This window comes from Bacteroides sp. 3_1_13 (assembly GCF_001185845.1).
GTDB lineage: Bacteria > Bacteroidota > Bacteroidia > Bacteroidales > Bacteroidaceae > Bacteroides > Bacteroides xylanisolvens.
On the sequence record NZ_KQ236956.1, the window covers coordinates 1,137,496 to 1,162,835 of the forward strand.

The 25,340-nt window shown below is 39.1% G+C and carries 17 protein-coding genes and 1 tRNA gene; 9 read left to right on the top strand and 9 right to left on the bottom strand.

The features are described from left to right. Positions 1–9: 9 nt before the first annotated feature. The 3 genes from rpmB to tsaD all read right to left on the bottom strand — a co-directional run bounded on the left by rpmB (position 10) and on the right by tsaD (position 2,685). Positions 10–270: a 50S ribosomal protein L28 gene (rpmB, locus tag HMPREF9009_RS17310; protein WP_004314359.1), complete on the bottom strand. Its 261-nt coding sequence runs from the start codon at positions 268–270 to the stop codon at positions 10–12. Between the two features lie 123 nt (positions 271–393). Beyond that, positions 394–1,626, bottom strand: coding sequence for a competence/damage-inducible protein A (locus HMPREF9009_RS17315; protein WP_049702831.1), 1,233 nt, complete (start codon positions 1,624–1,626; stop codon positions 394–396). Between the two features lie 39 nt (positions 1,627–1,665). Next, complete coding sequence (gene tsaD, locus HMPREF9009_RS17320) at positions 1,666–2,685, bottom strand: tRNA (adenosine(37)-N6)-threonylcarbamoyltransferase complex transferase subunit TsaD (protein WP_004314357.1); 1,020 nt, start codon at positions 2,683–2,685, stop codon at positions 1,666–1,668. Between the two features lie 200 nt (positions 2,686–2,885). Between tsaD and HMPREF9009_RS17325 the strand changes: the two genes are divergently transcribed. Further along, positions 2,886–7,340, top strand: a complete 4,455-nt coding sequence (locus tag HMPREF9009_RS17325; protein ID WP_049702832.1) for a translocation/assembly module TamB domain-containing protein — start codon at positions 2,886–2,888, stop codon at positions 7,338–7,340. Positions 7,341–7,431: 91 nt separating this feature from the next. On the opposite strand, the gene HMPREF9009_RS17330 is transcribed toward HMPREF9009_RS17325, so the two are convergent. Both HMPREF9009_RS17330 and HMPREF9009_RS17335 read right to left on the bottom strand, forming a co-directional pair. After that, a complete protein-coding gene (locus tag HMPREF9009_RS17330) occupies positions 7,432–8,289 on the bottom strand; it encodes a PepSY-like domain-containing protein (RefSeq protein WP_049702833.1) in 858 nt (285 codons plus the stop codon). Positions 8,290–8,310: 21 nt separating this feature from the next. After that, positions 8,311–8,748, bottom strand: a complete 438-nt coding sequence (locus tag HMPREF9009_RS17335; RefSeq protein WP_015531103.1) for a PepSY-like domain-containing protein — start codon at positions 8,746–8,748, stop codon at positions 8,311–8,313. A gap of 320 nt (positions 8,749–9,068) precedes the next feature. Here HMPREF9009_RS17335 and HMPREF9009_RS17340 point away from each other — a divergent pair, with 320 nt between their 5' ends. Genes HMPREF9009_RS17340 through HMPREF9009_RS17350 form a run of 3 tightly spaced genes read left to right on the top strand, consistent with a single transcriptional unit; the run spans position 9,069 to position 11,916 of the window. After that, entirely contained in the window at positions 9,069–10,220 is a 1,152-nt protein-coding gene (locus HMPREF9009_RS17340; RefSeq protein WP_049702834.1) for a COG1470 family protein, read from the top strand. 3 nt (positions 10,221–10,223) lie between these two features. Continuing rightward, complete coding sequence (locus tag HMPREF9009_RS17345; protein WP_004314352.1) at positions 10,224–10,967, top strand: ABC transporter ATP-binding protein; 744 nt, start codon at positions 10,224–10,226, stop codon at positions 10,965–10,967. Next, complete coding sequence (locus HMPREF9009_RS17350) at positions 10,960–11,916, top strand: ABC transporter permease (protein ID WP_007752792.1); 957 nt, start codon at positions 10,960–10,962, stop codon at positions 11,914–11,916. Before HMPREF9009_RS17345 ends, HMPREF9009_RS17350 begins: the two co-directional genes overlap by 8 nt. 131 nt (positions 11,917–12,047) lie before the next feature. Here HMPREF9009_RS17350 and HMPREF9009_RS17355 read toward each other — a convergent pair whose 3' ends face one another. The 4 genes from HMPREF9009_RS17355 to HMPREF9009_RS17370 all read right to left on the bottom strand — a co-directional run bounded on the left by HMPREF9009_RS17355 (position 12,048) and on the right by HMPREF9009_RS17370 (position 16,006). After that, the gene (locus HMPREF9009_RS17355; protein WP_049702835.1) at positions 12,048–13,322 is read right to left on the bottom strand and encodes a sensor histidine kinase; all 1,275 of its coding nucleotides are present in this window, start codon (positions 13,320–13,322) and stop codon (positions 12,048–12,050) included. 22 nt (positions 13,323–13,344) lie between these two features. After that, positions 13,345–14,022 carry a response regulator transcription factor gene (locus tag HMPREF9009_RS17360; RefSeq protein ID WP_007752797.1) on the bottom strand — a complete coding sequence of 226 codons (678 nt, stop codon included), beginning with the start codon at positions 14,020–14,022 and terminating at the stop codon, positions 13,345–13,347. Between the two features lie 211 nt (positions 14,023–14,233). Continuing rightward, positions 14,234–15,727 carry a proline--tRNA ligase gene (proS, locus tag HMPREF9009_RS17365; protein WP_007752799.1) on the bottom strand — a complete coding sequence of 498 codons (1,494 nt, stop codon included), beginning with the start codon at positions 15,725–15,727 and terminating at the stop codon, positions 14,234–14,236. A 206-nt stretch (positions 15,728–15,933) separates the two neighbouring features. Further along, positions 15,934–16,006, bottom strand: a tRNA-Gly gene (locus HMPREF9009_RS17370). A gap of 231 nt (positions 16,007–16,237) precedes the next feature. Here HMPREF9009_RS17370 and HMPREF9009_RS17375 point away from each other — a divergent pair. From HMPREF9009_RS17375 to HMPREF9009_RS17395, 5 genes are all read left to right on the top strand, one after another. After that, entirely contained in the window at positions 16,238–17,650 is a 1,413-nt protein-coding gene (locus HMPREF9009_RS17375) for a TolC family protein (protein WP_049702836.1), read from the top strand. Positions 17,651–17,656: 6 nt separating this feature from the next. Next, positions 17,657–18,643, top strand: a complete 987-nt coding sequence (locus HMPREF9009_RS17380) for an HlyD family secretion protein (protein ID WP_049702837.1) — start codon at positions 17,657–17,659, stop codon at positions 18,641–18,643. Positions 18,644–18,665: 22 nt separating this feature from the next. Next, entirely contained in the window at positions 18,666–19,850 is a 1,185-nt protein-coding gene (locus tag HMPREF9009_RS17385) for an ABC transporter permease (protein ID WP_008640279.1), read from the top strand. Beyond that, a complete protein-coding gene (locus HMPREF9009_RS17390; protein ID WP_008640280.1) occupies positions 19,834–21,018 on the top strand; it encodes an ABC transporter permease in 1,185 nt (394 codons plus the stop codon). Before HMPREF9009_RS17385 ends, HMPREF9009_RS17390 begins: the two co-directional genes overlap by 17 nt. Before the next feature lie 229 nt (positions 21,019–21,247). Further along, a complete protein-coding gene (locus tag HMPREF9009_RS17395; protein ID WP_049702838.1) occupies positions 21,248–25,237 on the top strand; it encodes a hybrid sensor histidine kinase/response regulator transcription factor in 3,990 nt (1,329 codons plus the stop codon). Positions 25,238–25,340 lie beyond the last annotated feature (103 nt).

Sequence of the window (25,340 nt, forward strand, 5' to 3'; positions counted from 1 at the left end):
CCTCTACGTTTAGCCGATTACTTTAATGCTTTTCCAATCACAATAACCTTTAGCCACTGCTTCAGTCAGCGCAGCATCCAGTCCTTTTTTGTTGATAATACGCAACCCGTTAGCGCAAAGGCTAAGGCTGATCCAACAATCCTGTTCTACATAATAGAACTTTTTGTTAAACAAGTTCAAATCAAAGGTTCTTTTAGTTCTTCTCTTTGAGTGTGAAACATTGTTGCCAATCATGGCTTTCTTTCCGGTAATTTGACAAATCTTCGACATTTCTATCTTATTTTTATAGTTTTATATCTATACTTATTTCAAACAGGACGCAAAGTAAGCACTTTTATCCGTATAAAACAAGAATTTCTTAAAATAATTCACTTTCAGGCACCTATTTTTTCTTTATTTGAGTAAATCACGGAGCATTAATAGGGCATTATTGCCAGCTCTTTCAATGTTCATGCTTCTTCCGCGGTTTGTTTCTTGCTTGTAAGTATGAATTTCGTTTTTATAACCAGCAGCTATCCAAACAGTTCCCACCGGCTTTTCCGGAGTACCACCTCCAGGGCCTGCTATCCCTGAAGTAGCAACAGCGCAATCTGTTTTTAATGCTTTCATCGCACCTTTTACCATTTCAATCACAGTTTCCTCACTGACAGCTCCATATTGTTCCAAAGTTTCGGAGGAAACGTGCAAAAGCCCCATTTTCACTTCATTAGAGTAGGCCACTATACTTCCATTAAAATATTCAGAACTGCCGGCGATGGAAGTCAACCGTGCGGCAATACTGCCCCCGGTACAACTTTCTGCGGTGGAAACGGTCAATTTCTTCTTTTTTAAAAGCTCACCGACTATAACCTCCAATGATGTATCTTCTTCACTGAAAATATCTTCACCAAGTATTTCCTCTAATTTTAACTTTTCACGTTCAAGAAGAACTTTTACTTCTTCTCTGTTTTGTCCTCGTCCTGTCAGTCTAAGACGAATAATGCCAAGTTTGGGTAGATATGCCAATTTAATGCATTCCGGTAAAGCGTTCTCCCACGATTCTAACTTTTCGGCTAATACAGATTCCGGATAGTGCTGTACGAGAAATGTTTGATGCATAATAACATCCGTTTGAAACCTATCGTGCAGCTTAGGTAACACGCTTTCTGTCATCACAGCAATCATCTCTTGTGGAACGCCCGGCATGGAAACAAGTACCTTGCCATCCCTCTCGAACCAACTGACAGAAGCACTTCCCACAGGGTTATTTATTACCATACAATCTTTCGGGACCATTGCCTGGCTTTTATTGAGTGCATTCATTGGTATTTTTCCTGCCAGTACCCGTTTTACGTTTTCGAATACTTCTTCGTTAAAAACCAGTTCCGTATGGAAGTATTTACATAAGGTCTGTTTGGTAATATCGTCTTTGGTAGGTCCGAGTCCTCCGGTTACTAAAACAATATTCACCCTTTCCATCGCATTATCAATCGCTTCCATGATTTCTTCTTCCCGGTCACGGATTGAAACAATACGAAGAACCTCAATACCTATTTTATTTAATTCCTGCCCCATCCAGGCAGAATTAGTATCGACAACCTGTCCTATCAGCAGTTCATCGCCAATGGTTATTATTTCGGCAAACATACTTCTTAGTTTTATCCTATTATATATAAGGTATACTTATTATAATGTCACACGGGAATAAGCCGGAAGATCAATAGAGCAAAAATCCTTATCCAGGTATTTGAAATATCCGGTAATGGCAATCATTGCTGCATTATCGGTAGTATAACTGAATTTAGGGATGAAAATATTCCAACCATATTTCTCAGCGTGTTCTTGGAAAGCATTGCGTAATCCGTTATTTGCGGAAACTCCTCCGGCTACTGCTATTTCATTAATTTTATATTCTTTGGCAGCTTTCCGTAATTTATCCATCAGAATGTCCACTACAGTAGCTTCCAATGATGCTGCAAGATCCACTTTATGGTGCTCTATAAAATCCGGATCATCTTTTAGCCAGTCGCGTAATGAATATAAAAAGGAAGTTTTCAATCCGCTGAAACTGTAATCTAAACCGGGAATATGCGGTTTGCTAAATGTAAAAGCTTTCGGATTTCCCTGGCGTGCTAATTTGTCAATGATTGGCCCACCCGGATAGCCAAGTCCCATCACTTTAGAACATTTATCAATTGCTTCACCTGCTGCATCGTCAATAGTCTGTCCGAGGATCTCCATATCATTATAGGCTTTTACCAGTATGATTTGTGAATTTCCTCCGGATACCAGCAAGCAAAGAAATGGGAAAGCGGGCTGTCTTTCTTCCTCTCCTTCTGCTTTAATAAAATGTGCTAAAACATGTCCGGTCAAGTGATTAACGTCAATCATTGGAATGTTTAAGGAACGAGCAAATCCTTTTGCAAAGGAGACTCCGACAAGCAAAGATCCCATCAATCCTGGACCACGAGTGAAAGCTACTGCGCTCAACTCTTCTTTGGTGACACCGGCACGTTTTAATGCTTCATGTACTACCGGTACGATGTTTTGTTGGTGTGCCCGTGAAGCCAACTCGGGTACTACTCCACCGTATGCTTCATGTACGGCTTGACTTGATACCACATTTGACAGCAAATAACCATCCTTGATTACGGCTGCCGACGTATCGTCACAGGAGGATTCAATTCCTAAAATTATTGCACTCATAAGTATTTAAACTATTAAACGGTGCAAAAGTAATCATAAAACTACGATTCGTAACGAACTATTTTATATTTTTGTTCGCAAAATAAAAGTTATCGCATATCAGAACGCTGAAAAAGACTGTACGCTGGGTAGTTGGTATTGTACTGGGAGTATATATCGGGACTATTGTTTTGCTGAATATACCAAGCATTCAGCAAACAATGAGTGTATTTGTGGCTAAAGAACTTTCCGAAGTTTTAAACACAAAGGTAGTGATTGGTAGAATTAATATCGGTCTATTGAACCGTATTATTATTGATGATGTATTGCTTGACGATCAAAGTGGTCAGGAAATGCTCAAAGTCACTCGTTTATCCGCCAAGTTTGATATTATGCCTTTCTTTAAAGGAAAGATATCTATTAGCAGTGTTCAGCTCTTCGGATTTAATATCGATCTCCGGAAAGAGACTCCGGAGTCTCCTCCTAATTTTAAATTTGTTTTGGATGCTTTTGCTTCCAAAGATACAGTAAAGAGAGAAAGTTCACTTGATTTACGAATTAACTCCATCCTGATTCGTCGTGGAAGGATGTCCTATCATGTGTTATCGGAACAGGAAACACCGGGAAAATTTAACGCCAAGCATATTCAGCTTCAAAATATCATAGCCAATATATCGCTGAAAGCCTTAAGTAAGGACTCTTTGAATTTAGGAATCAAGCGATTGAGCCTTGATGAAAAGGCATCCGGCTTTTCTTTGAAAAAAATGAGTTTGAAACTGGTTGCCAATGACAAGCAGACAAACATTGATAATTTTACTATAGAGTTGCCCGAAACATCTCTTAAGCTGGATACCATTCATTTAGAGTATGATAGTTTGAAAGCTTTTGACCGTTTTACAGAACAAGTGCATTTCTCTTTCCGTACTTTGCCGTCGCAAGTTACTCTAAAAGATATTTCTCCTTTTGTTCCTATCCTATCGCATTTCAAGGAACCGGTGACATTGGATATGGAGGTGAAGGGAACTGTGGACCAGTTGACTTGTTCGCATTTGGAAATTACGGCCGACGACCGCCAGTTTCGTTTGCGAGGGGATGTGTCGCTTCAGGACTTGTCGCGTCCACAAGATGCGTATGTATATGGAACACTTTCCGAGCTTTCGGCCAATACTCGTGGAGTCGGCTTCTTAGTGCGTAATTTGAGTCACAATTATAATGGAGTTCCTCCGCTTCTCGAACGTTTGGGAAATGTAAGTTTTCAGGGAGAGATTTCAGGATACTTTACGGACCTAGTTACTTACGGGCAATTACAAACGAGTCTTGGAAATGTAAAAACCGACTTAAAATTGAGTTCTGACAAGGCTAAAGGACTGTTTGCATATTCCGGTGCTGTCAAAACTGAAGATTTCCAGCTAGGTAAATTATTGGATAATGAGAAGTTGGAAGAAATCACTTTCAATCTGGATGTACATGGGCGGCACATTACCGGGCAATTGCCAGCTGTGGAATTGAAAGGATTGATCGCTTCGGTAGATTATAGCAGATATAGATATGAAAATATCACATTGGATGGAGAATACAAACAAGGTGGATTTAATGGTAAAGTGGCGTTGGATGACCCTAATGGATCGATATATCTAAATGGAGATGTAAATGTTACGTCTAAAGTGCCTACTTTTAATTTTCTTGCAGTAGTCAACAAAGTACGTCCACATGATTTGAATCTTACGACTAAATACCCAGATGCGGAGTTCTCTTTAAAACTGAAAGCTAATTTCACAGGTGGATCAGTGGATGAGATGATTGGAGAAATCAATGTGGATAGTTTGGAATTTACAGCTCTGTATAAAGCATATTTTATGCAGAATATGAATATCCGGGCTACCAAACAGAACGGCGAGAACCAACTAAGATTGACTTCTGAATTCCTGAAAGCAAGTATAGAAGGTAAATTCCAGTATCACACATTACCTGCCAGTATTCTGAATATTATGCGGAAGTATGTGCCGTCTTTGATATTACCTCCCAAGAAGCCGATTGAAACACATAACAATTTTCTGTTTGACGTACATATATATAATACGGACATTTTATCTACAATCTTTGATATACCGTTGACAGTGTACACTCATTCCACATTGAAGGGATATTTCAATGATGCCTTACAACGCTTGCGTGTAGAAGGATATTTTCCCCGTCTGCAATATAAAAATAACTTTATTGAGTCGGGCATGATTCTGTGCGAGAATCCTGCAGATCATATTCGTGCACAGGTTCGTTTGACTTCTTTGAAAAAGAAAGGGGCAGTCAATCTATCCTTGGATGCACAAGCTAAAGATGATAATGTCAGTACGACATTGAATTGGGGGAATAATGCTGCAGTGACATATAGCGGGCAATTGGCTGCCGTTGCCAAATTTCTACGTACAAGCGGGGAAAAACCATTGTTGAAAGCGATGGTGGATGTAAAACCTACTGATGTTATTTTAAACGATACTCTTTGGAAGATACATGCTTCACAAGTGGTGGTCGATTCAGGCAGGGTGGATGTGAATAACTTCTACTTTAGCCATCAGGATAGATATGTACGTATTAACGGCCGGCTCTCCGAGAATCCTAAAGATACTGTAAAGGTTGATTTAAAAGATATAAATATGGGATATGTATTTGATATTGCAAGCATATCCGACGATGTGAATTTTGAAGGTGATGCAACGGGAACAGCTTATGCAAGCGGAGTGCTAAAGAAACCTATTATGAATACCCGTTTATATATAAAGAACTTTTCACTTAATCAGGGTCGCTTGGGTGATTTGGATATTTATGGTGAGTGGGATAACGAAAATAGAGGTATCCGGTTGGATGCATCCATTCAGGACATATCCCCTTCTCCGTCACGTGTCACAGGTATTATTTATCCATTGAAACCCGAGAGCGGACTTGATTTAAATATTGAAGCAAATGAATTGAACTTAAAATTCCTCGAACATTATATGAAGTCTATTGCCAATGATATTAAAGGACGTGGGACGGGAAAAGTACATTTCTATGGAAAATTCAAAGGATTGAATTTGGATGGTGCGGTTATGACAGACGCTTCCATGAAGTTTGATATTCTGAACACACATTTTGCTGTAAAAGACACGATTCATCTGGCTCCTACCGGATTGACATTTAATAATATACATATATCCGACATGGAAGGACATTCGGGAAGAATGGACGGATATTTGCATTTCCAGCATTTTAAGAACTTAAACTATCGTTTTGAGATACAGGCAAATAATATGCTTGTGATGAATACGAAGGAATCGGCAGATATGCCTTTCTATGGTACGGTATACGGTACCGGAAATGTATTACTTGCCGGAAATGCCACACAAGGGTTGGACGTAAACGTGGCTATGACAACTAACCGAAATACTACCTTTACTTATATTAATGGCAGTGTAGCATCGGCTACCAGTAATCAGTTTATTAAGTTTGTAGATAAAACACCCCGTCGTACTATTCAGGATTCTATTCAGGTAATCTCATATTATGAACAAATACAGCAAAAACGTCAGGCAGAAGAAGAGCAGAAAACGGATATCCGTTTGAATATTCTGGTGGATGCAACTCCCGATGCCACCATGCGAATTATCATGGACCCTATTGCCGGAGACTATATCAGCGGAAAAGGTACGGGAAATATTCGAACGGAATTTTATAATAAGGGTGATGTGAAGATGTTTGGTAATTATCGAATTAATCAGGGAGTATATAAATTCAGCTTGCAGGAAGTAATCCGTAAGGACTTTATAATCAAGGATGGAAGCACAATAACGTTCAATGGAGCACCTCTGGATGCTAACATGGATATACAAGCTTCATATACAGTGAATTCTGCTTCCTTGAATGACTTGATACCGGATGCTTCGGCTATTATCCAACAACCCAATGTACGTGTAAATTGTATCATGAATTTAAGTGGTATGCTGGTACGTCCGACTATCAAGCTGGGCATAGAGCTTCCAAATGAAAGGGATGAAATACAAACATTGGTACGTAACTATATCAGTACGGAAGAGCAGATGAATATGCAGATCCTTTACCTGCTGGGTATTGGTAAGTTTTATACGGAAGATGCACGGAATAATAATCAAAATTCGAATGTGATGTCTTCGGTGCTCTCATCTACCCTCTCCGGCCAGTTGAACAATGCACTTTCACAAGTCTTTGAAACAAATAACTGGAATATAGGTACGAATTTGAGTACGGGTGATAAAGGTTGGACGGATATGGAAGTAGAAGGTATTCTATCGGGACAATTATTGAATAATCGTTTATTGATAAACGGAAACTTCGGTTATCGGGATAATCCGATGGCTAATACTAACTTTGTAGGAGACTTTGAAGCAGAATGGTTGATTACCCGTTCGGGAGATATCCGTTTGAAGGCTTATAATGAGACGAATGACCGCTATTATACAAAAACGAATTTGACTACACAGGGAGTAGGTATCATGTATAAGAAGGACTTCAATAAATGGAGTGATCTATATTTTTGGAATAAATGGCGGTTGCGTAATAAGCGCAAACGGGAAGAAGCGGAAATGGTGAAACCGCAACAGACGGACAGTATCACTGATAAAACAGCCAAATCGGCAGTAAAGAGAAATCATTCGCAACAACAATAAACATATAATAAACGATGACATGATTCCAGGCGGATATGTCATCGTTCATTATATGTGAGAATTATGTAATCAGGAGCATGTGCATCCTTTTTTATGGGATGACAATGCCGTCTTCATTGATATTTACTTCAAGATCTACATTCATTTTTTCCAGTTCGATCCGATAATAGATGGTGCCATCTGCTTTTTCAATACGTTTCGCTTCGTCAAAACGATATTCTCCATATTGATTATTAATCGTATTTTTGACAGCTTCGGGCAGTTCATTTTGACGTACTTCCCATGAAGTAGAATGCCAATCTCCGGTCTGATCGAACAAAACATCTTTTGATATTCCGTTATGAATGATATCCACTTCCGTATATCCGAAATCCCAGTCATTTCTATCATCTTCTACATCTATTTCCATGATTTTGGCATTCGGATATTTTCCATTAATGAAGTTTCTCATTGCTTCAGTCAATTGAACGGGAAGATGACCGGTGTTATCATCATCAGTGTCTACGATACTTTTAATCAGAGTTCCGTCCGCAGAATAATATAAGTCTATCTCCTGATTCTGATTTTCGACTTCAATTACGAAAATAGTCTCAACGCCTGTTCGCTCCAATTTGTCTACATCATCTTGTTTCCACGAAGCATATTCACTCTTTTCAAAAGAAGTTTTCACAGCTTGCGGTAATGCACTGTAAGGAATGTCCGTTTCCGTCATTTGCCATTTTCCATCTTGGGTAAACCATGCAGATGCTTTATATCCATCATAGAAATCTGCTACATAATATCCGGACTTAGTTTCCCATTTCACATTTGCAGCATTAGGGTATTTAGATGAAAATGCGTTTTGAAGTTCGGTAGGAACAGCAATTGAATTATCGTCGTCGTTATCACAACTTTGTAGGCTCCATGTAACGCAAAGTGCCAGTAAGAGTGTATAAATCTTTAGTTTCATCTTTGTTCTATTTTTAAAGGTTTAGAAGTCAATATCAATCAAATTAAATTTCAAGTCGAATTTCAATTCCGTACGGTTGGACAGTTTTACTTCATAATCTTTTTTATCCCTCTCTATTTTCAGGATTTTAGCATCGGGATAATTGGTCGTTACATATTTTTGAATTGTTGCAGGGATAATAGCTGTAGGTACCGCGCTATATTTGCAATTCACTTCTTCCCAGTTTCCTTTGTTATCAAATTCTACTTTATCGCCATTAGTGAAAATCACTTCATAACTTTTATAGAAGAAATCACTTTCCATTTTGGCTAATGCTACTTTGCTGTCGGCAAAATGCTGTTTGATAAACTGCTGTGCCTGTTGTGGCATTTGAGTTACCTGAATAGGTTTGTCGTCATCTGCACGAGCTACTGTTTGCAAAGTAAAAAGACATACTAATAAGAATACTAACTTTTTCATAATCGTTGTTTTTTAAATATTGGTTTTTACTACTATTATTAATTTCACATTGCAAAGATGAAAGGAGAATCTGAAAAGATTTGGGAATTTTGAGAATTATCGAAAAAAAATCTCACAAAAATATAGTGACGCTATCCTGTTAACATAGCGTCACTATCTATAAAGGATACCGTCACCATCCCATAAGGATAGCGTCACTATAATTTCTTCCTGAAATTAGATTCTTTAGGATTCTTTTAAAACTACTAATATACACATCGTTTATTTTTGCACACACGAATTTGACGATATTCATATTAAATAACCATAAGAACTTTTTTATGACTATGAGAACAAATTATTTTTTATTATTAGCTATTCTATTGGGGGTTATTCCCATGAGTTACACACACGCCAATGATTCAATACCGAAAAGCGTGATTCTGTACACACCTTACACAAAAATCTCCGTATCGCCCGGAGCGTCAATTGATTACAGTATTGATCTTATCAACAACACGGACCAATTGACGAATGCGAATCTTTCTGTTAGTGGATTGTCCTCCAGTTGGAAACACGAAATGAAATCCGGTGGCTGGAGTCTTAGCCAGTTGTCGGTACTTCCCAAAGAGAAAAAGACTTTTAATTTAAAAGTCGAAGTTCCATTAAAAGTGAATAAAGGCAATTATCATTTTGTGGTATATGCCGGAAACGCTAAACTTCCCTTGGATGTGGTGGTTGCTCAAAAAGGAACGTACCAAACCGAATTTACTACTGACCAGCCCAATATGCAGGGAAATTCGAAATCAACCTTCACTTTCAGTGCTACTTTAAAGAATCAGACCGCCGATCAGCAACTATATGCTTTGATGGCTAATGCCCCCAGAGGGTGGAATGTCGTTTTTAAACCGAACTACAAACAAGCCACTTCTGCACAAGTAGAGGCAAACAGTACACAAAATGTAAGTATAGATATTACCCCTCCTGCCAATGTAGAAGCCGGTAGCTATAAAATTCCGGTACGTGCTGCTACAGGTACAACTTCTGCCGAATTGGAACTGGAAGTAGTTGTCACCGGTTCTTATCAAATGGAACTGACTACTCCTCGCGGGTTATTGAGCACAGATGTCACAGCTGGTGATGTGAAAAAAATAGAGCTGGAAGTAAGAAACACTGGTTCTTCATTACTGAAAGACATTCAGTTGTCTGCCAATAAACCTGCAGACTGGGAAGTTACTTTTGAACCTTCAAAGGTTGACGCATTAAAGGCTGGAGAGACATCAACGGTAATGGCTACTTTGAAAGCTTCTAAAAAAGCGCTGCCCGGGGACTATGTGACTACTATCATGGCCAAAACTCCTGAAGTAAATGCCGACGCGCAGTTCAGAATTGCGGTAAAAACTCCGATGATATGGGGATGGGTAGGTGTGCTTATCATCATTGCTACTATCGGTGTGGTTTACTATCTGTTCCGTAAATATGGAAGGAGGTAAATGATGGGCGAACAAGTGATCGTACTTACCGATTTGACCAAACAATATGGTAATTTCACTGCTGTAGATCATATTCGCCTGAATATCCGGAAAGGGGAAATCTTCGGATTGCTGGGACCGAATGGTGCCGGAAAATCAACTACTATCTTAATGATGCTAGGGTTGACGGAGCCTACTTCGGGAACAGTTGAAATCTGTGGAATAAATTCTACCACTCATCCTATTGAAGTAAAAAGGAGGATAGGTTATTTGCCTGAAGATGTAGGATTTTATGATGATATGACAGGACCGGAGAACTTGATCTATACAGCGCGATTAAATGGTATTCCTGATAAGGAGGCGAAAACCAAAGCTATGGAACTGATGAAGCGGGTAGGCCTTGAAGAACAGTTAACCAAAAAGACCGGAAAATATTCTCGTGGTATGAGACAGCGGTTGGGATTGGCTGATGTGCTTATTAAAAATCCGGAGATTATTATTCTCGATGAACCGACTTCAGGAATTGACCCGGCCGGTGTTCAGGAGTTTATCGAACTGATTCGCTGGTTGAGTAAGGAAGAGGGGTTGACTGTACTTTTCTCTTCCCATCACTTGGATCAGGTACAGAAAGTGTGCGACCGTGTTGGTTTGTTTAGTAATGGCCAATTACTTGCGTTGATCGATATGGCAGAACTGAAAGACAAGAAACAGGAATTGTCTGATATTTATAACCATTATTTTGAGGAAGGAGGAGAAAGACATGAATAAAGTCAATCATCCTTTTTGGGTGATCGTCAACAAGGAAATTTCCGACCATGTCAAAAGTTGGCGGTTCATTATATTAATAGGTATTATAGCGCTTACCTGCATGGGATCGCTATATACAGCACTCACAAATATTGGTGAAGCTATCAAGCCTAATGATCCGGACGGCTCGTTTTTATTTTTGAAGTTGTTTACGGTTTCAGATGGGACTCTCCCCTCTTTTGTATTGTTTATTAACTTCTTAGGACCTTTATTAGGAATCGCCTTAGGATTTGACGCAGTCAATTCCGAACAAAATAAAGGAACATTGAGCCGTATGCTGTCCCAGCCTATTCATCGTGATTGCATTATCAACGCGAAGTTTGTGGCTGCTCTAATTGTAATAGGTATTATGCTGTTTGTATTGGGCTTTTTGGTAATGGGCTGTGGATTGATTGCCATTGGCATTCCTCCTACAGCAGAAGAGTTTTGGCGAATTGTTTTCTTCATCATTACCAGTATCTTTTATGTAGCATTTTGGCTGAATTTAGCTATTTTGTTTTCACTTCGTTTTCGTCAGGCAGCGACTTCTGCATTGGCATCGGTGGCTGTTTGGTTGTTCTTTAGCGTATTCTATACCATGATTGTTAATTTGGTGGCAAAAGGTTTGAGTCCGTCACAGATGGCGTCGCCTTATCAGATTATCAGTTATCAAAAGTTTATTTTGGGATTAATGCGTTTGGCACCGAGTGAATTGTTTAATGAAGCTACCACTACATTATTGATGCCTTCTGTTAGAAGTTTGGGACCATTGACTATGGAACAGGTGCAGGGAGCTATTCCCAGTCCGCTCCCGTTGGGACAAAGTCTTTTAGTCGTATGGCCGCAACTGACGGGACTGATTGCAGCAACAGTTATCTGTTTCGCTATCTCTTATATCATGTTTATGAGGAGAGAAATACGATCCCGATAACTAACTCACCATAAAAGACGCAAAGGACACAGAGAAATAAGTTAAATGAATACAGCTGATAGATCGGATGATGATTACCGACAAGTTATTCACTTTTTACTCCGTGTCCTTTGTGGTTTCTGAATAAAAAATTATTGTCTGGAAATCTCGAAGCAGTGCTCTTTCTGTTCGAAGTAATATCTTATACTCAAGTGTTGCAAACGACAGATAGAATCGGCTATTGCTAGTCCCAGACCTGTAGATCCTTCCTTTTTAGTTCCTTGATAGAAACGTTCGAAGATATGTTCCTTATCCAACGGATTTTCTACTCCTGAATTTCGGAAAGTAATACTGTTTTTGGTAACAGTGATCCGGATATGTCCCTCGTCAATGTTATGTACAAATGCATTTTTTAGGAGATTCGTGAGTAAAGCAACAGCCAGAGATTCGTTCATTGTCACATTGAAAATGTCCTGTTCATCGATAGTTACTTCTATGTTACGATAGTCGTAAACTTCTTCGTAATCTTGCAGATATTGTTTGAGAAGTCCATTTAGTTCCAATTGCTTGGTATCTGTAAACTGGCCATTGTCAATTTTGGTAAGCAATAGTAGAGATTTGTTTAATTTAGTGATGTATTCTAAAGTCTGGTGAGTTTTCATCAGTTCTTCCAGTTGTTTTTCTGATAACGAATCATCTTCCATCAACATTTCCAATCGGTTACGGCAGATAGCAAGTGGAGTTTGTATCTCATGTGAAGCATTTCCGATAAATTGTTTTTGTTGTTCGAACATCTGCTCCGTACGTTCTACATAACGAATAGCAGCCTCATTTAATTTTCGGAATTCCGTGATTTGGGTTTCGTTACTCAACGGCTTATTCTTTTTTCCTGTTTGATAACCGTCCAGCCAATGAAGAAGCACATAGAGCGGTCGCATATTCCGATAGAACACCCATACGGAAATGATAATAATGCAGAATAACAGAGCTACATACAAAAATATAATCCATACTTGGATGGCATCTCTCAAATCATCTTTTTCAATGCTGGGAGTTGATACTGTCAGTTCGTGGTATCGTCCTTCATCGTCTTTAAAGATAGTAGTAAGAATACGTGCCGGTTCGGTTTCCTCTTTTTCTTCAATATATACCATAGAGTCTTTATATTGAATATCCTCCCGGCTTTCTGCATATTCTTTGCTTACTTCCATCATATAATATTGATTGTTGGAGCCGTTGGTTTTAGAAGGTAGCTCCTCTCCTGCCAATGCCCGGATAATGATGGTTTCCGAATAATCTTCCAGAGCGTCATCCACTTCATCGTTGACTTCATCAATCATCGTAACATAAAAAAAGATAGCCCAGACCGTCAGTATGAAGGTCAAAGCAAGCGTAATACGAAGAATGATGTAATATATTAATTTCATGGACAATATTCTCTTTCTTTTTTTATTCTACTACCATTTTATACCCAAACCCATAGACCGCTTTGATTTCAATGTTTGCACCCGAATCTTTGAGCTTTTTGCGAAGATTCTTAATCTGTGCATATATGAAGTCAAAATTATCAACCTGGTCAATATGATCTCCCCATACTGATTCGGCCAAAGTGTTTTTATTGATTAATCTTCCGGGACGATTGATAAAATATAACAGGATGTCATACTCTTTTCTATTTAGCTCCACTTCTTGATCGTTGACAAATACACGATATTTATCCGGTTCTATTCGTACATTACCTTGGCGGATATCAATTTCTCCGTCATGCTGATGACGGCGAATCACGCTTTTAATTCGTGCATTTAGTTCAACCAAATGAAATGGCTTCGGTAAATAATCATCCGCTCCCAGTTCCAGTCCCAAAACTTTGTCTTCCAAGGAGTCCTTTGCGGAAATAATAATTACGTTCTCCCGTTTATGGAGAGCTTTCAGCCGTTCAAGAAGATCAAGTCCGCTTCCGTCCGGTAGCATGATGTCCAATAAGATACAATCATAGTCGTAGTCTTCAACTTTGCGTAGAGCAGAATTAAAGTCACTGGCTGTTTCCACAACGTAACGTTCTTTTTCAAGTGAACATTGAATCAGTTCTCTCAAAGAGGGTTCGTCTTCTACAATCAATATCTTCATAACTTTGTCTCCTTTCTTTTTTACAGCTACAAAGAAAAGGGATATTTCTGAAATAAAACTGAAATGGATTGAAAAAAGAGTTTGAAATAACCATTGAATGTCCTATGAACTATTTGGACAGGTCACAAATAATATAATATGGAAGGAAAAAGAAAAGGATGAAAGCGATTGAATCGTTTCCATCCTTTTTATAATTATGTGTGATTTCTATTTAATAAGAACGTGCAAATATCACGCGGCAAGCAGATGGTTTGCCTGTTACCATACATTTACCCGGTTCCTTGTCTCCCGGAACAAATGAATCGAACGGAATACAACGAATGGTTGCTTTGGTTTCTTCCTTAATCTTTTCTTCCGTTTCAGTGGTTCCGTCCCAATGAGCCAGAATAAATCCACCTTCTTCGATTTTTTCTTTAAATTCGTCGTAAGTATCTACTGTTGTAATCTTGGAGTTACGGTAGTCCAATGCTTTCTTGTAGATATTAGCCTGCATTTCTTCCAGCAAGTTTTGAACATACGTTTCAATGCCTTCACAAGTAACTGTTTCTTTTTCCAGTGTATCACGGCGCATCACTTCCATGGTGTTGTTTTCAAGGTCGCGACCACCCATAACCAAACGAACAGGTACACCTTTCAATTCATAGTCGGCGAATTTAAAGCCCGGACGTTTATTATCTGCATTGTCATATTTAACAGAGATACCTAATGCTTTCAGTTTCGCTACAATGCCTTCTACTTTAGCATCGATTTGTTTCAGTTGTTCGTCATTCTTATAGATAGGAACGATCACTACCTGAATAGGAGCCAAATGCGGAGGTAATACCAATCCGTTATCATCCGAGTGAGTCATAATCAATGCACCCATCAAACGGGTAGAAACGCCCCATGAAGTAGCCCAAACATACTCCAACTTGTTTTCTTTATTAACAAATTGAACATCGAATGCCTTTGCAAAGTTTTGTCCCAGGAAGTGGGAGGTACCACTTTGCAACGCTTTTCCATCCTGCATCATGGCTTCAATTGTATAAGTATCAAGTGCACCGGCAAAACGTTCGTTGGCTGATTTTACTCCCTTTACAACAGGAACGGCCATATATTTTTCTGCAAATTCACCATATACATTCAGCATTCTGATTGCTTCTTCTTCTGCTTCCTCACGAGTAGCATGAGCAGTATGGCCTTCTTGCCACAGAAATTCAGCAGTACGCAGGAAAAGGCGTGTGCGCATTTCCCAACGGAAAACGTTAGCCCATTGGTTGCAGAGAATAGGCAGGTCACGATATGACTGAATCCAATTCTTATAAGTATTCCAGATGATTGTTTCTGATGTCGGGCGGATAATTAATTCCTCTTCCAATTTAGCTGCAGGATCTACTACAACTCCTGAACCGTCTTCTGCATTCTTCAAGCGATAATGCGTTACAACGGCACACTCTTTAGCAAAACCTTCTACGTGTTCAGCTTCGCGGCTTAAGAATGATTTCGGGATTAATAACGGGAAGTATGCGTTTACATGTCCTGTTTCTTTGAACATATCATCCAATTGACGTTGCATTTTTTCCCAGATGGCGTATCCGTAAGGCTTAATCACCATACATCCGCGCACAGCAGACTGTTCTGCCAAGTCAGCTTTTACCACCAAATCGTTGTACCACTGTGAGTAGTTTTCACTACGTTTGGTAAGGTCTTTCAGTTCTTTTGCCATTATATTTTTCTATTTAAAGTTTTCTTGAGTGTTAAAACAGGGTGCAAAAATACGAAAAATGCATGAATTGCCCTATTCTTCATGCATTAATTTTCTAAAGTCATGTTTTGTTTCTTTTCCTCTATAATATGTATTTCAATAGAAAAGGGGCTTGGAAATAAAAAAATCAGGCAGTGTATTTAAGTTAACTGTCTGATTTTCAAAAGAGCGGTAAACGAGGCTCGAACTCGCGACCCCCAGCTTGGGAAGCTAGTGCTCTACCAACTGAGCTATTACCGCATATTTACTGTGTTTCCCGACTTAAAAGCCTTATGAAACGGTGATGCAAAGGTAAACATAATTTTTATATCTCAAATAAAATCACAGAAATTTTAATGAAAGAAAAAAGTAATGTCAAAGTTGCTTTTACTCTTTTGTTTTGATGAAAAAAGGACCGGAACTGAAAGAGCGTGAACAAACCTCTCTTTTCATCTGTTAGAATATCTCGAAATCAGATATAACCTAACCAGTATGAAAAAAAATAAGCGACTTTTTATACTATTGACTTTGTATTTCTCCATCAGTCAGATAGATGCACAGACACCATTAAGTTTTGAAGAATCACTGCATCTGCTGAATCAGGGAAATCAGAGTTTGAAAATTGCAGATAAGAGTATTGAGATTGCGAAGGCTGAACGTGATAAACTGAATGCTTTCTGGTATCCCAGTCTTCAGTCTACGGGTGCGTTTGTGCACATGTCGGAGAAGATTGAAGTAAAACAGCCCCTATCGCAGTTTACTGATCCGGCTAAAGACTTTGTACATTCCATTATTCCGGATGATCAGGTCATTTCATCCATACTAGATCAAATTGGAGCAAACACACTAGTGTTTCCCCTGACTCCCAGAAACCTGACTACTGTTGATTTATCAGCCGAGTGGGTGCTCTTTTCCGGTGGTAAACGTTTTCGTGCCACCAATATCGGAAGAACGATGGTCGACTTGGCACGAGAAAGCCGAGCACAGGTGTCGGCCAACCAGCAAAACCTGTTGGTTGAAAGTTATTATGGGCTTCGGCTGGCACAACAAATAGTAACTGTTCGTGAAGAAACTTATAACGGATTGAAGAAACATTATGAAAATGCCTTGAAATTAGAGGCAGCAGGAATGATTGACAAAGCAGGCAGACTTTTTGCCCAAGTAAATATGGACGAAGCCAAACGTGCATTGGAAGCTGCGCGGAAAGAAGAAACAGTAGTGCAAAGTGCTTTAAAAGTCTTGCTGAATAAAAAGGATACAGATGCTAATATCATTCCTACCTCTCCCCTTTTTATGAATGACTCACTACCGCCTAAAATGCTTTTTGATCTTTCTGTAAACAGTGGAAACTATACGCTCAATCAATTACAGTTACAGCAACATATTGCCAAACAAGAAGTACGGATTGCTCAAAGCGGGTATCTGCCGAATATAGCCCTTTTCGGAAAACAGACCTTGTATTCGCATGGTATTCAGAGTAATTTGTTGCCACGTACCATGATAGGTATTGGTTTTACATGGAATCTCTTTGACGGACTGGATCGGGAGAAGAAAGTACGGCAATCGAAATTGACGGAACAAACACTGGCTTTGGGACAGATGAAGGCTCGCGACGATTTGGCTGTTGGTGTAGATAAACTTTATACGCAGTTGGAAAAGGCACAGGATAATGTAAAAGCTCTAAATGCAACAATTGCTTTAAGCGAAGAACTGGTTCGTATCCGAAAGAAATCTTTCACAGAAGGGATGGCAACCTCTACCGAGGTTATTGATGCTGAAACCATGCTTGCCAGTGTAAGAGTAGCTCGTTTGGCAGCGTATTATGAATATGATGTGGCACTTATAAATCTACTCTCGCTTTGTGGCACACCAGAACAATTTGTAAACTATCAACCTAAACCGTAACAAATAATGAAACCAACTAGTAAAACCCTATCATGGGCTTTTGTTATCATCCTTTTGGCGGTCGGTATTTTTACCGGCTTAGGAGTTATACTAATGCATAAACAACAGCTAGTTCTGCAAGGACAGGCTGAAGCAACAGAAATCCGTATCAGTGGAAAACTTCCCGGTCGTATCGATACTTTCTTCGTTCAGGAAGGCGATTGGGTACACCAAGGAGATACTCTTGTCGTTATTAATAGCCCTGAAGTATATGCCAAGTATCAACAAGTGAATGCATTGGAACAAGTAGCGGTACAGCAAAACAAGAAAATTGATGCCGGAACCCGTCGTCAGATTGTGGCTACTGCATTGCAGTTGTGGAATAAAACGAAGAGCGACCTAACTCTCGCTCAAACAACCTACAACCGTATTCTCACTTTATATAAAGACAGTGTTGTCACTTCTCAAAGGAAGGATGAAGTAGAAGCGATGTATAAAGCGGCTGTAGCAGCCGAACGTGCTGCATACGAGCAGTATCAGATGGCTGTAGACGGTGCACAGAAAGAAGATAAAGCATCAGCTGCCAGTATGGTGGATGCTGCACGAAGCACGGTGGATGAAATTTCGGCTTTATTGGTTGACTCCCGGTTGACAGCTCCGGAAAGCGGACAGATAGCAACAATCTTTCCTAAACGCGGAGAATTGGTTGCGCCGGGAACTCCCATTATGAACCTGGTGGTTATGGATGATATACATGTCGTTCTTAACGTACGGGAAGATCTGATGCCACAGTTTAAAATGGACGGAACATTCGTTGCAGATGTACCCGCCATCGGTAAAGAAAATATAGAGTTCAAAATCTATTATATAAGTCCGTTAGGCAGTTTTGCGACCTGGAAATCAACCAAGCAGACCGGAAGTTATGACTTACGTACATTTGAGATTCATGCGCGTCCGACTCAAAAAGTGGATGACTTGCGTCCCGGTATGTCCGTGCTATTGACTTTAGACTAATTGACATCAAATAAACCAGCGAATGGATGAATCACAAACATACTCCCCTTTTTGTTCCGTATTGTTAAGAGAATGGCAGCGAATGACTTCGCGGCGCCTTTATTTTGGCGTCTGCATTGTTTTGCCGTTGTTCACCCTTTTCTTTATGGCTACGATTTTTGGCAACGGACAGATGGAAAATATTCCTATCGGTATTGTCGATCAGGATAACACTGCTACTTCCCGGGCTATTGCCAGGAATATCTCTGCCGTACCGACTTTTAAAGTGACAAAGCATTTTGCAGATGAAGCGGCTGCCCGTGAATCTGTACAAAAGAAAGAGATTTATGGTTATCTTTCCATACCTCCCCAATTTGAGCAAGATGCTATCACCGGAAAAAATGCAACACTCTCCTACTATTATCACTATGCATTATTGTCGGTAGGCGGTGAGTTGATGGCGGCATTCGAAACATCATTAGCTCCGGTGGCTCTTTCCCCTGTGGTGATGCAAGCCGTAGCTCTCGGAGTAGAACAGAATCAGATTACCACCTTTTTATTACCTGTGCAGGCTAATAACCATCCGATATATAATCCAAGTTTAGATTATTCGGTATATTTGAGTCAGCCCTTTTTCTTTGTTTTGTTTCAAGTCTTGATCTTGTTGATTACTGTCTATACGGTCGGTATTGAAATTAAGTTCCGTACAGCAAATGATTGGTTGACGACTGCTAAAGGCAATATAGTAACTGCTGTTTTGGGTAAGTTATTGCCTTATACCATTATATATATATTGATAGGGTGGTTAGCTAATTATGTCATGTTCGGTATTCTGCATATCCCTTTTCAAGGGAGTTGGTGGTTAATGAATATCATGACCGTGCTTTTCATCATTGCGACGCAGGCTTTAGGGCTGTTTTTATTCTCGCTGTTTCCGGCAATTTCGTTGGTGATAAGCGTAGTCTCTATGGTAGGTTCTCTGGGGGCTACCTTGTCCGGGGTGACCTTTCCGGTTCCCAATATGTATCCGTTGGTGAGGGATGCTTCCTATTTGTTTCCTGTCCGCCATTTTACGGAAATGATGCAAACCATGCTCTATGGAGGCGGTGGTTTTATCCATCTTTGGCCGTCGGCTGTGATACTCTGTATCTTTCCGTTGTTGGCCCTATTGTTGCTTCCCCATTTAAAACGAGCTATAGAAAGTCATAAGTATGAAAACATTAAGTAAGTTACAACAGTTATCATTCATCATTCGTCGTGAATTTCTAGCTATCAGTACCAGTTATGCAGTTCTGCTTGTGTTGATGGGAGGAATCTTTGTCTACGGATTACTCTACAATTATATGTATGCACCGAATATTGTAACCGATGTTCCTGTTGCCGTAGTCGATAATTCGCATAGTGAATTGAGTCGTGATTTTATCCGTTGGCTGGATGCTACCCCCCAAGCAGAGATTTATAGCCAGGCGATGGATTATCACGAAGCAAAAGAATGGATGAAAGAAGGCAAAGTACAGGGAATACTCTATCTGCCTCATGATTTTGAGAAGCGAGTGTTTCGGGGAGATGAAGCCGTATTTTCTCTTTATGCAACTACGGATGCTTTCCTGTATTTCGAAGCTTTGCAGGGGGCTTCATCGCGTGTTATGCTGGCTATTAATGACAAATACAGGTCGGATGAAGCGGTATTTCTTCCACCACAAGGATTGCTTGCCGTAGCTATGGCAAAACCGATCCATGTAGAAGGAACTGCACTTTACAATTATACGGAAGGCTATGGCTCTTATCTTATTCCCGCAGTTATGATGATTATAATCTTCCAGACTTTATTGATGGTTATTGGTATGGTGACCGGAGAAGAACATAGCAACAGAGGAATCCGCGCTTACACTCCTTTTGGATATGGCTGGGGAGTTGCCATTCGTATAGTGGCGGGAAAAACGTCCGTATACTGTGCTCTTTATGCTATCTTTGCTTTCTTTCTATTAGGCTTGCTCCCCCACTTTTTCAGTATCCCTAATATTGGAAACGGACTATACATTGTATTATTATTGATTCCATACCTGATGGCGACCTCTTTTCTGGGGTTGGCAGCTTCCAGGTATTTTACGGATTCAGAAGCTCCCCTACTCATGATCGCCTTCTTCTCTGTAGGATTAATATTTCTTTCCGGGGTTTCCTATCCGATGGAACTAATGCCCTGGTATTGGAAAGCTGCACATTACATTCTTCCGGCTGCACCAGGCACACTTGCTTTTGTGAAATTGAATTCTATGGGAGCCAGTATGGCGGATATCAGACCAGAATATATAACCCTTTGGATACAAGTACTTATTTATTTTATAATAAGTATATGGGTTTACAAGAAGAAACTGGAATCAGATCCAATTAGTTAATTTAACAAAAGCAAAACATACGCTAATTATGACATACGATTAAAGAATACCTTCAAATAAATCAACTTCTCAATGTGAATAATCAACTTTGGAAATAAAAAAGTTTCCAAATGAATGTTTTTTTGGAGAATCTCTTCTATTTCTTTGCTTTTCTCATTGCTTTTGTATAATTTCGTTAACTGTAATATTTATATGATCGCTAGAAGTAGCTTAAAAAACAACTGTTTATATGAAATATATTGTATATATTCTCCTCTTTTTCCCTATCTGGGTTACAGCGCAGACATACAAATACATAGGTATAGAAAAAGGTTTGAGTAATCGACGGATATTCAATATTCAGAAAGACGCACAAGGATACATGTGGTTTCTTACCAATGAGGGAATGGATCGTTATAACGGTAAAGATATAAAACATTATAAATTAAATAAAGAAGGTACTACTTTAGATGCTCCTGTACGTTTGGGATGGTTGTATACAGGATCACAAATTGGTATATGGGTGATTGGTAAGCAAGGGCGAATCTTTCAATATGAAGCAAACGGAGATGATTTCAGGATGGTATATAAACAGCCAACCCCCTCTGAAACAATCAGCTATGGCTATTTGGATCAAAGTAATAATATCTGGTTATGTTGTAAGGATTCTATATCACTATATAATATTAAAGATGCTCACATACTTCAATTCTCCAATATGTTGCATAGTAATATTACAGCAATAGAACAAGTAGATGACCATCATTTCTTTATAGCAACAGAAGTAGGCGTCCGATATGTAAAATTGGAAAACGGTATTTTAGAGACTATTCCTGTTGAAACATTGGATTATTTTCATGCACAGGTAAGTGAATTGTATTTTCATAAGCAATTAAAAAGACTATTTATCGGTTCATTTGAAAGAGGAGTTTTTGTGTACGACATGAATACACAGGAAATTATACGACCGGAAGCTGATCTTAGTGATGTAAATATAGCTCGTATCAGCCCGTTGAATGAAACGGAGTTACTGATTGCAACAGAAGGAATGGGAGTATATAAGGTTAATGCAAATACTTGTGAACTGGAACATTACATTATTGCTAATTATCAAAGTTATAATGAAATGAATGGGAATAATATCAATGATGTATTTGTGGATGAAGAAAAACGGATATGGCTTGCTAATTATCCCACAGGGATTACGGTGATTGATAATCGCTATGAGAATTATCATTGGATGAAACACGCTATGGGCAATGTCCAATCATTAATCAATGACCAGGTACAAGCGGTCATTGAAGACCATGAAGGTGATTTGTGGTTTGGAACTAGTAATGGTATTAGTCTTTATAATTCAAAAACAGGTCAGTGGCATTCATTCCTAAGTTCTTTTAATCAGCAACTAAAAGACAAGAATCATATTTTTATTACTCTATGTGAAGTGTCTCCCGGCATTATATGGGCAGGAGGATATACTTCCGGTATTTATAAAATAAACAAAAATACTCTATCAGTTGAATACTTCTCTCCTTACCTACTTTCTCACGTCAATATGCGTCCGGATAAATATATTCGTGATATAGTTAAAGATTCAAGAGGACATATCTGGTCGGGAGGATATTATAATCTAAAATGTTTTAATCTGGAGACCAACAGTGCGCGTCTATATCCGGGATTGAATTCCATTACATCCATTGTTGAAAAAGACAAAGATAATATGTGGATCGGAACCGCTAACGGATTGTATTTGTTAAATCGAAATACTGGCGAATATCAGTATATTGAAATGGAGATAGGAGCTATATATATCAATACGCTTTATCAGGCAGATAATGGTTTGTTATACATTGGGACAAATGGTGGAGGCGTATTTATCTATAATTCTCAAGATAAGATTTTTGAGCACTACTTTTCTGATAATTCGGCATTAGTTTCAAACAGAATATTTACAATATTGCCGGAAGTAGATGGACGTATAATGATGAGTACGGAGAATGGAATAACCTGCTTTCATACTAAAGAAAAGGTATTTCGTAATTGGACTAGAGGAGAAGGATTGTTGCCTGCTTACTTTAATGCAGCAGCAGGAACAGTGCGTAAAAATAAGAATTTTGTATTCGGTAGTACAGATGGAGTAATTGAACTTCCGATGAATGTAAAGTTTCCGGACTATAAGTTTTCCAGGTTGATATTTAGTGACTTTCATCTTTCTTATCAACCTGTTTATCCGGGTACTAAGGATTCTCCTTTGGAGAAGAGTATTGATGAGACAGATGTATTAGAATTAGAATATGATGAGAATACGTTTTCATTTGAAATTTCTACAATCAATTATGATTCTCCCGGGAATGCACTATATTCATGGAAATTAGAAGGTTTTTATGAGAAATGGACTCAACCGGGAGCAAATAACTTGATTCGCTTTACCAATTTGCCTCCGGGTAGATATACTCTTCATGTACGTGCTATATCCAGAGAAGAACATGACATCGTTTTTCAAGAACGTACTATGAAAATTATTATCACACAACCATTTTGGTTGAGTTGGTGGGCTATCCTGTGCTATATCCTGTTGGTAATCGGGGGATTTTATTTCGTTCTGCGGGTGATAAATCTAAGAAAGCAAAAGAATATATCTGATGAAAAAACGCAGTTCTTCATTAATACGGCGCATGATATACGTACTCCATTAACTTTGATAAAAGCACCTTTGGAGGAATTGTTGGAAGAAGAGACGCTTACCGACAATGGAATCACTCGTACGAACATTGCATTGAGAAATGTAGAAGTACTTTTACGACTGGTCAGCAATCTGATTAATTTTGAACGGACGGATGTATATTCCTCTAAAATGAGTGTTTCCGAGTATGAGTTGAATACCTATATGAATGATATATATGATACATTTGCTTCTTATGCAGCCATCAGGCGCATTGAATATACATACGAGAGTACTTTCAGCTATATGAATGTATCGTTTGATAAGGAGAAGATGGATTCTATTTTGAAGAATATAATATCAAACTCGCTAAAATATACTCCGGAAAATGGCAAGGTCAGCATTTCCGTATCCGATACGAATGATTCATGGAAAGTGATAATCAAGGATACAGGTATAGGTATTCCTGCCAGTGAACAAAGTAAGTTGTTCAAGCTTCATTTCCGTGCCAGCAATGCTATTAACTCTAAAGTGACGGGTAGTGGTATCGGATTAATGCTGGTAGGAAAACTGGTCAGCCTTCATGGAGGTAAAATTAGTGTAGATAGTGTTGAGCATCAAGGTACAACAATTAAAATTGTTTTTCCGAAAAAGAATAAGAATTCTCAAAATATCAGTGACGAAGCACCTTCTAAATTTGAGGCGTTGGCTCCTGTACTGCCCGCTCCGAATGTACCAGCAAAGACAAACGCTACGATAGATAATCCAAATTTACGACGGATTCTTGTTGTAGAAGACAATGATGAGCTACGCTCCTATCTGGTCAGTTCATTATCTTCTATATATAATGTACAAGCTTGCGCTAACGGAAAGGAAGCGTTGATTATTATCAAAGAATATTGGCCGGAACTGGTTCTTTCTGATATCATGATGCCGGAGATGCGGGGAGATGAATTGTGTGTGGCTATCAAAAGTGATATTGAGATTTCACATATTCCTGTGTTGTTGCTCACTGCTTTGGGAGAAGAAAATAATATTCTGGATGGACTGTCGATTGGTGCGGACGAATATCTCATCAAACCTTTCAGCGTGAAAATATTACGGGCGAATATCGCTAATCTGTTGGCAAACCGGGAACTGTTGCGCATGAGATATGCCAATCTGGATATAGAAGCGAAATCAATGGTTCCATCTGCAAACGGTACTAACAGCCTCGATTGGAAGTTTATATCAAATGTAAAGAAAATCGTGGATGAGAATATAAACAACCCTGAATTTTCTGTTAATGTGCTCTGTGAATCAAGTGGCATGAGCCGTACCAGTTTCTATTGTAAATTGAAAGCATTGACGGGACAGTCTCCGACAGAGTTTATTCGGGTGATGCGTTTGAAACGTGCTACCGAGTTATTGAAAGAGGGTGAATATGCCATTAATGAAATTTCAGACATGGTTGGATTCTCTGAAACTAAATATTTCCGGGAAGTATTCAAAAAATACTATAAGATGAGTCCGAGCAGGTATGCTAAAGGAGGAGGTAATCCCACTGCTGCTGATATGGAAGATGACGACGAAGATTGATAAATAGAAAAATAGATGAATAAGTCCTATTATTATAATATGTTCTCCCCTGCTATGAATATCTTTAGCAGAGGAGAACTTTCTTTTTCAAAACTTATTGTTC

Excerpts from the sequence above, each read along its gene's own strand:
- rpmB (WP_004314359.1), bottom strand. The coding sequence starts at position 270 with ATGTCGAAGATTTGTCAAATTACCGGAAAGAAAGCCATGATTGGCAAC.
- HMPREF9009_RS17315 (WP_049702831.1), bottom strand. The coding sequence starts at position 1,626 with ATGTTTGCCGAAATAATAACCATTGGCGATGAACTGCTGATAGGACAG.
- tsaD (WP_004314357.1), bottom strand. The coding sequence starts at position 2,685 with ATGAGTGCAATAATTTTAGGAATTGAATCCTCCTGTGACGATACGTCG.
- HMPREF9009_RS17325 (WP_049702832.1), top strand. The coding sequence starts at position 2,886 with ATGAGTGTATTTGTGGCTAAAGAACTTTCCGAAGTTTTAAACACAAAG.
- HMPREF9009_RS17330 (WP_049702833.1), bottom strand. The coding sequence starts at position 8,289 with ATGAAACTAAAGATTTATACACTCTTACTGGCACTTTGCGTTACATGG.
- HMPREF9009_RS17335 (WP_015531103.1), bottom strand. The coding sequence starts at position 8,748 with ATGAAAAAGTTAGTATTCTTATTAGTATGTCTTTTTACTTTGCAAACA.
- HMPREF9009_RS17340 (WP_049702834.1), top strand. The coding sequence starts at position 9,069 with ATGACTATGAGAACAAATTATTTTTTATTATTAGCTATTCTATTGGGG.
- HMPREF9009_RS17345 (WP_004314352.1), top strand. The coding sequence starts at position 10,224 with ATGGGCGAACAAGTGATCGTACTTACCGATTTGACCAAACAATATGGT.
- HMPREF9009_RS17350 (WP_007752792.1), top strand. The coding sequence starts at position 10,960 with ATGAATAAAGTCAATCATCCTTTTTGGGTGATCGTCAACAAGGAAATT.
- HMPREF9009_RS17355 (WP_049702835.1), bottom strand. The coding sequence starts at position 13,322 with ATGAAATTAATATATTACATCATTCTTCGTATTACGCTTGCTTTGACC.
- HMPREF9009_RS17360 (WP_007752797.1), bottom strand. The coding sequence starts at position 14,022 with ATGAAGATATTGATTGTAGAAGACGAACCCTCTTTGAGAGAACTGATT.
- proS (WP_007752799.1), bottom strand. The coding sequence starts at position 15,727 with ATGGCAAAAGAACTGAAAGACCTTACCAAACGTAGTGAAAACTACTCA.
- HMPREF9009_RS17375 (WP_049702836.1), top strand. The coding sequence starts at position 16,238 with ATGAAAAAAAATAAGCGACTTTTTATACTATTGACTTTGTATTTCTCC.
- HMPREF9009_RS17380 (WP_049702837.1), top strand. The coding sequence starts at position 17,657 with ATGAAACCAACTAGTAAAACCCTATCATGGGCTTTTGTTATCATCCTT.
- HMPREF9009_RS17385 (WP_008640279.1), top strand. The coding sequence starts at position 18,666 with ATGGATGAATCACAAACATACTCCCCTTTTTGTTCCGTATTGTTAAGA.
- HMPREF9009_RS17390 (WP_008640280.1), top strand. The coding sequence starts at position 19,834 with ATGAAAACATTAAGTAAGTTACAACAGTTATCATTCATCATTCGTCGT.
- HMPREF9009_RS17395 (WP_049702838.1), top strand. The coding sequence starts at position 21,248 with ATGAAATATATTGTATATATTCTCCTCTTTTTCCCTATCTGGGTTACA.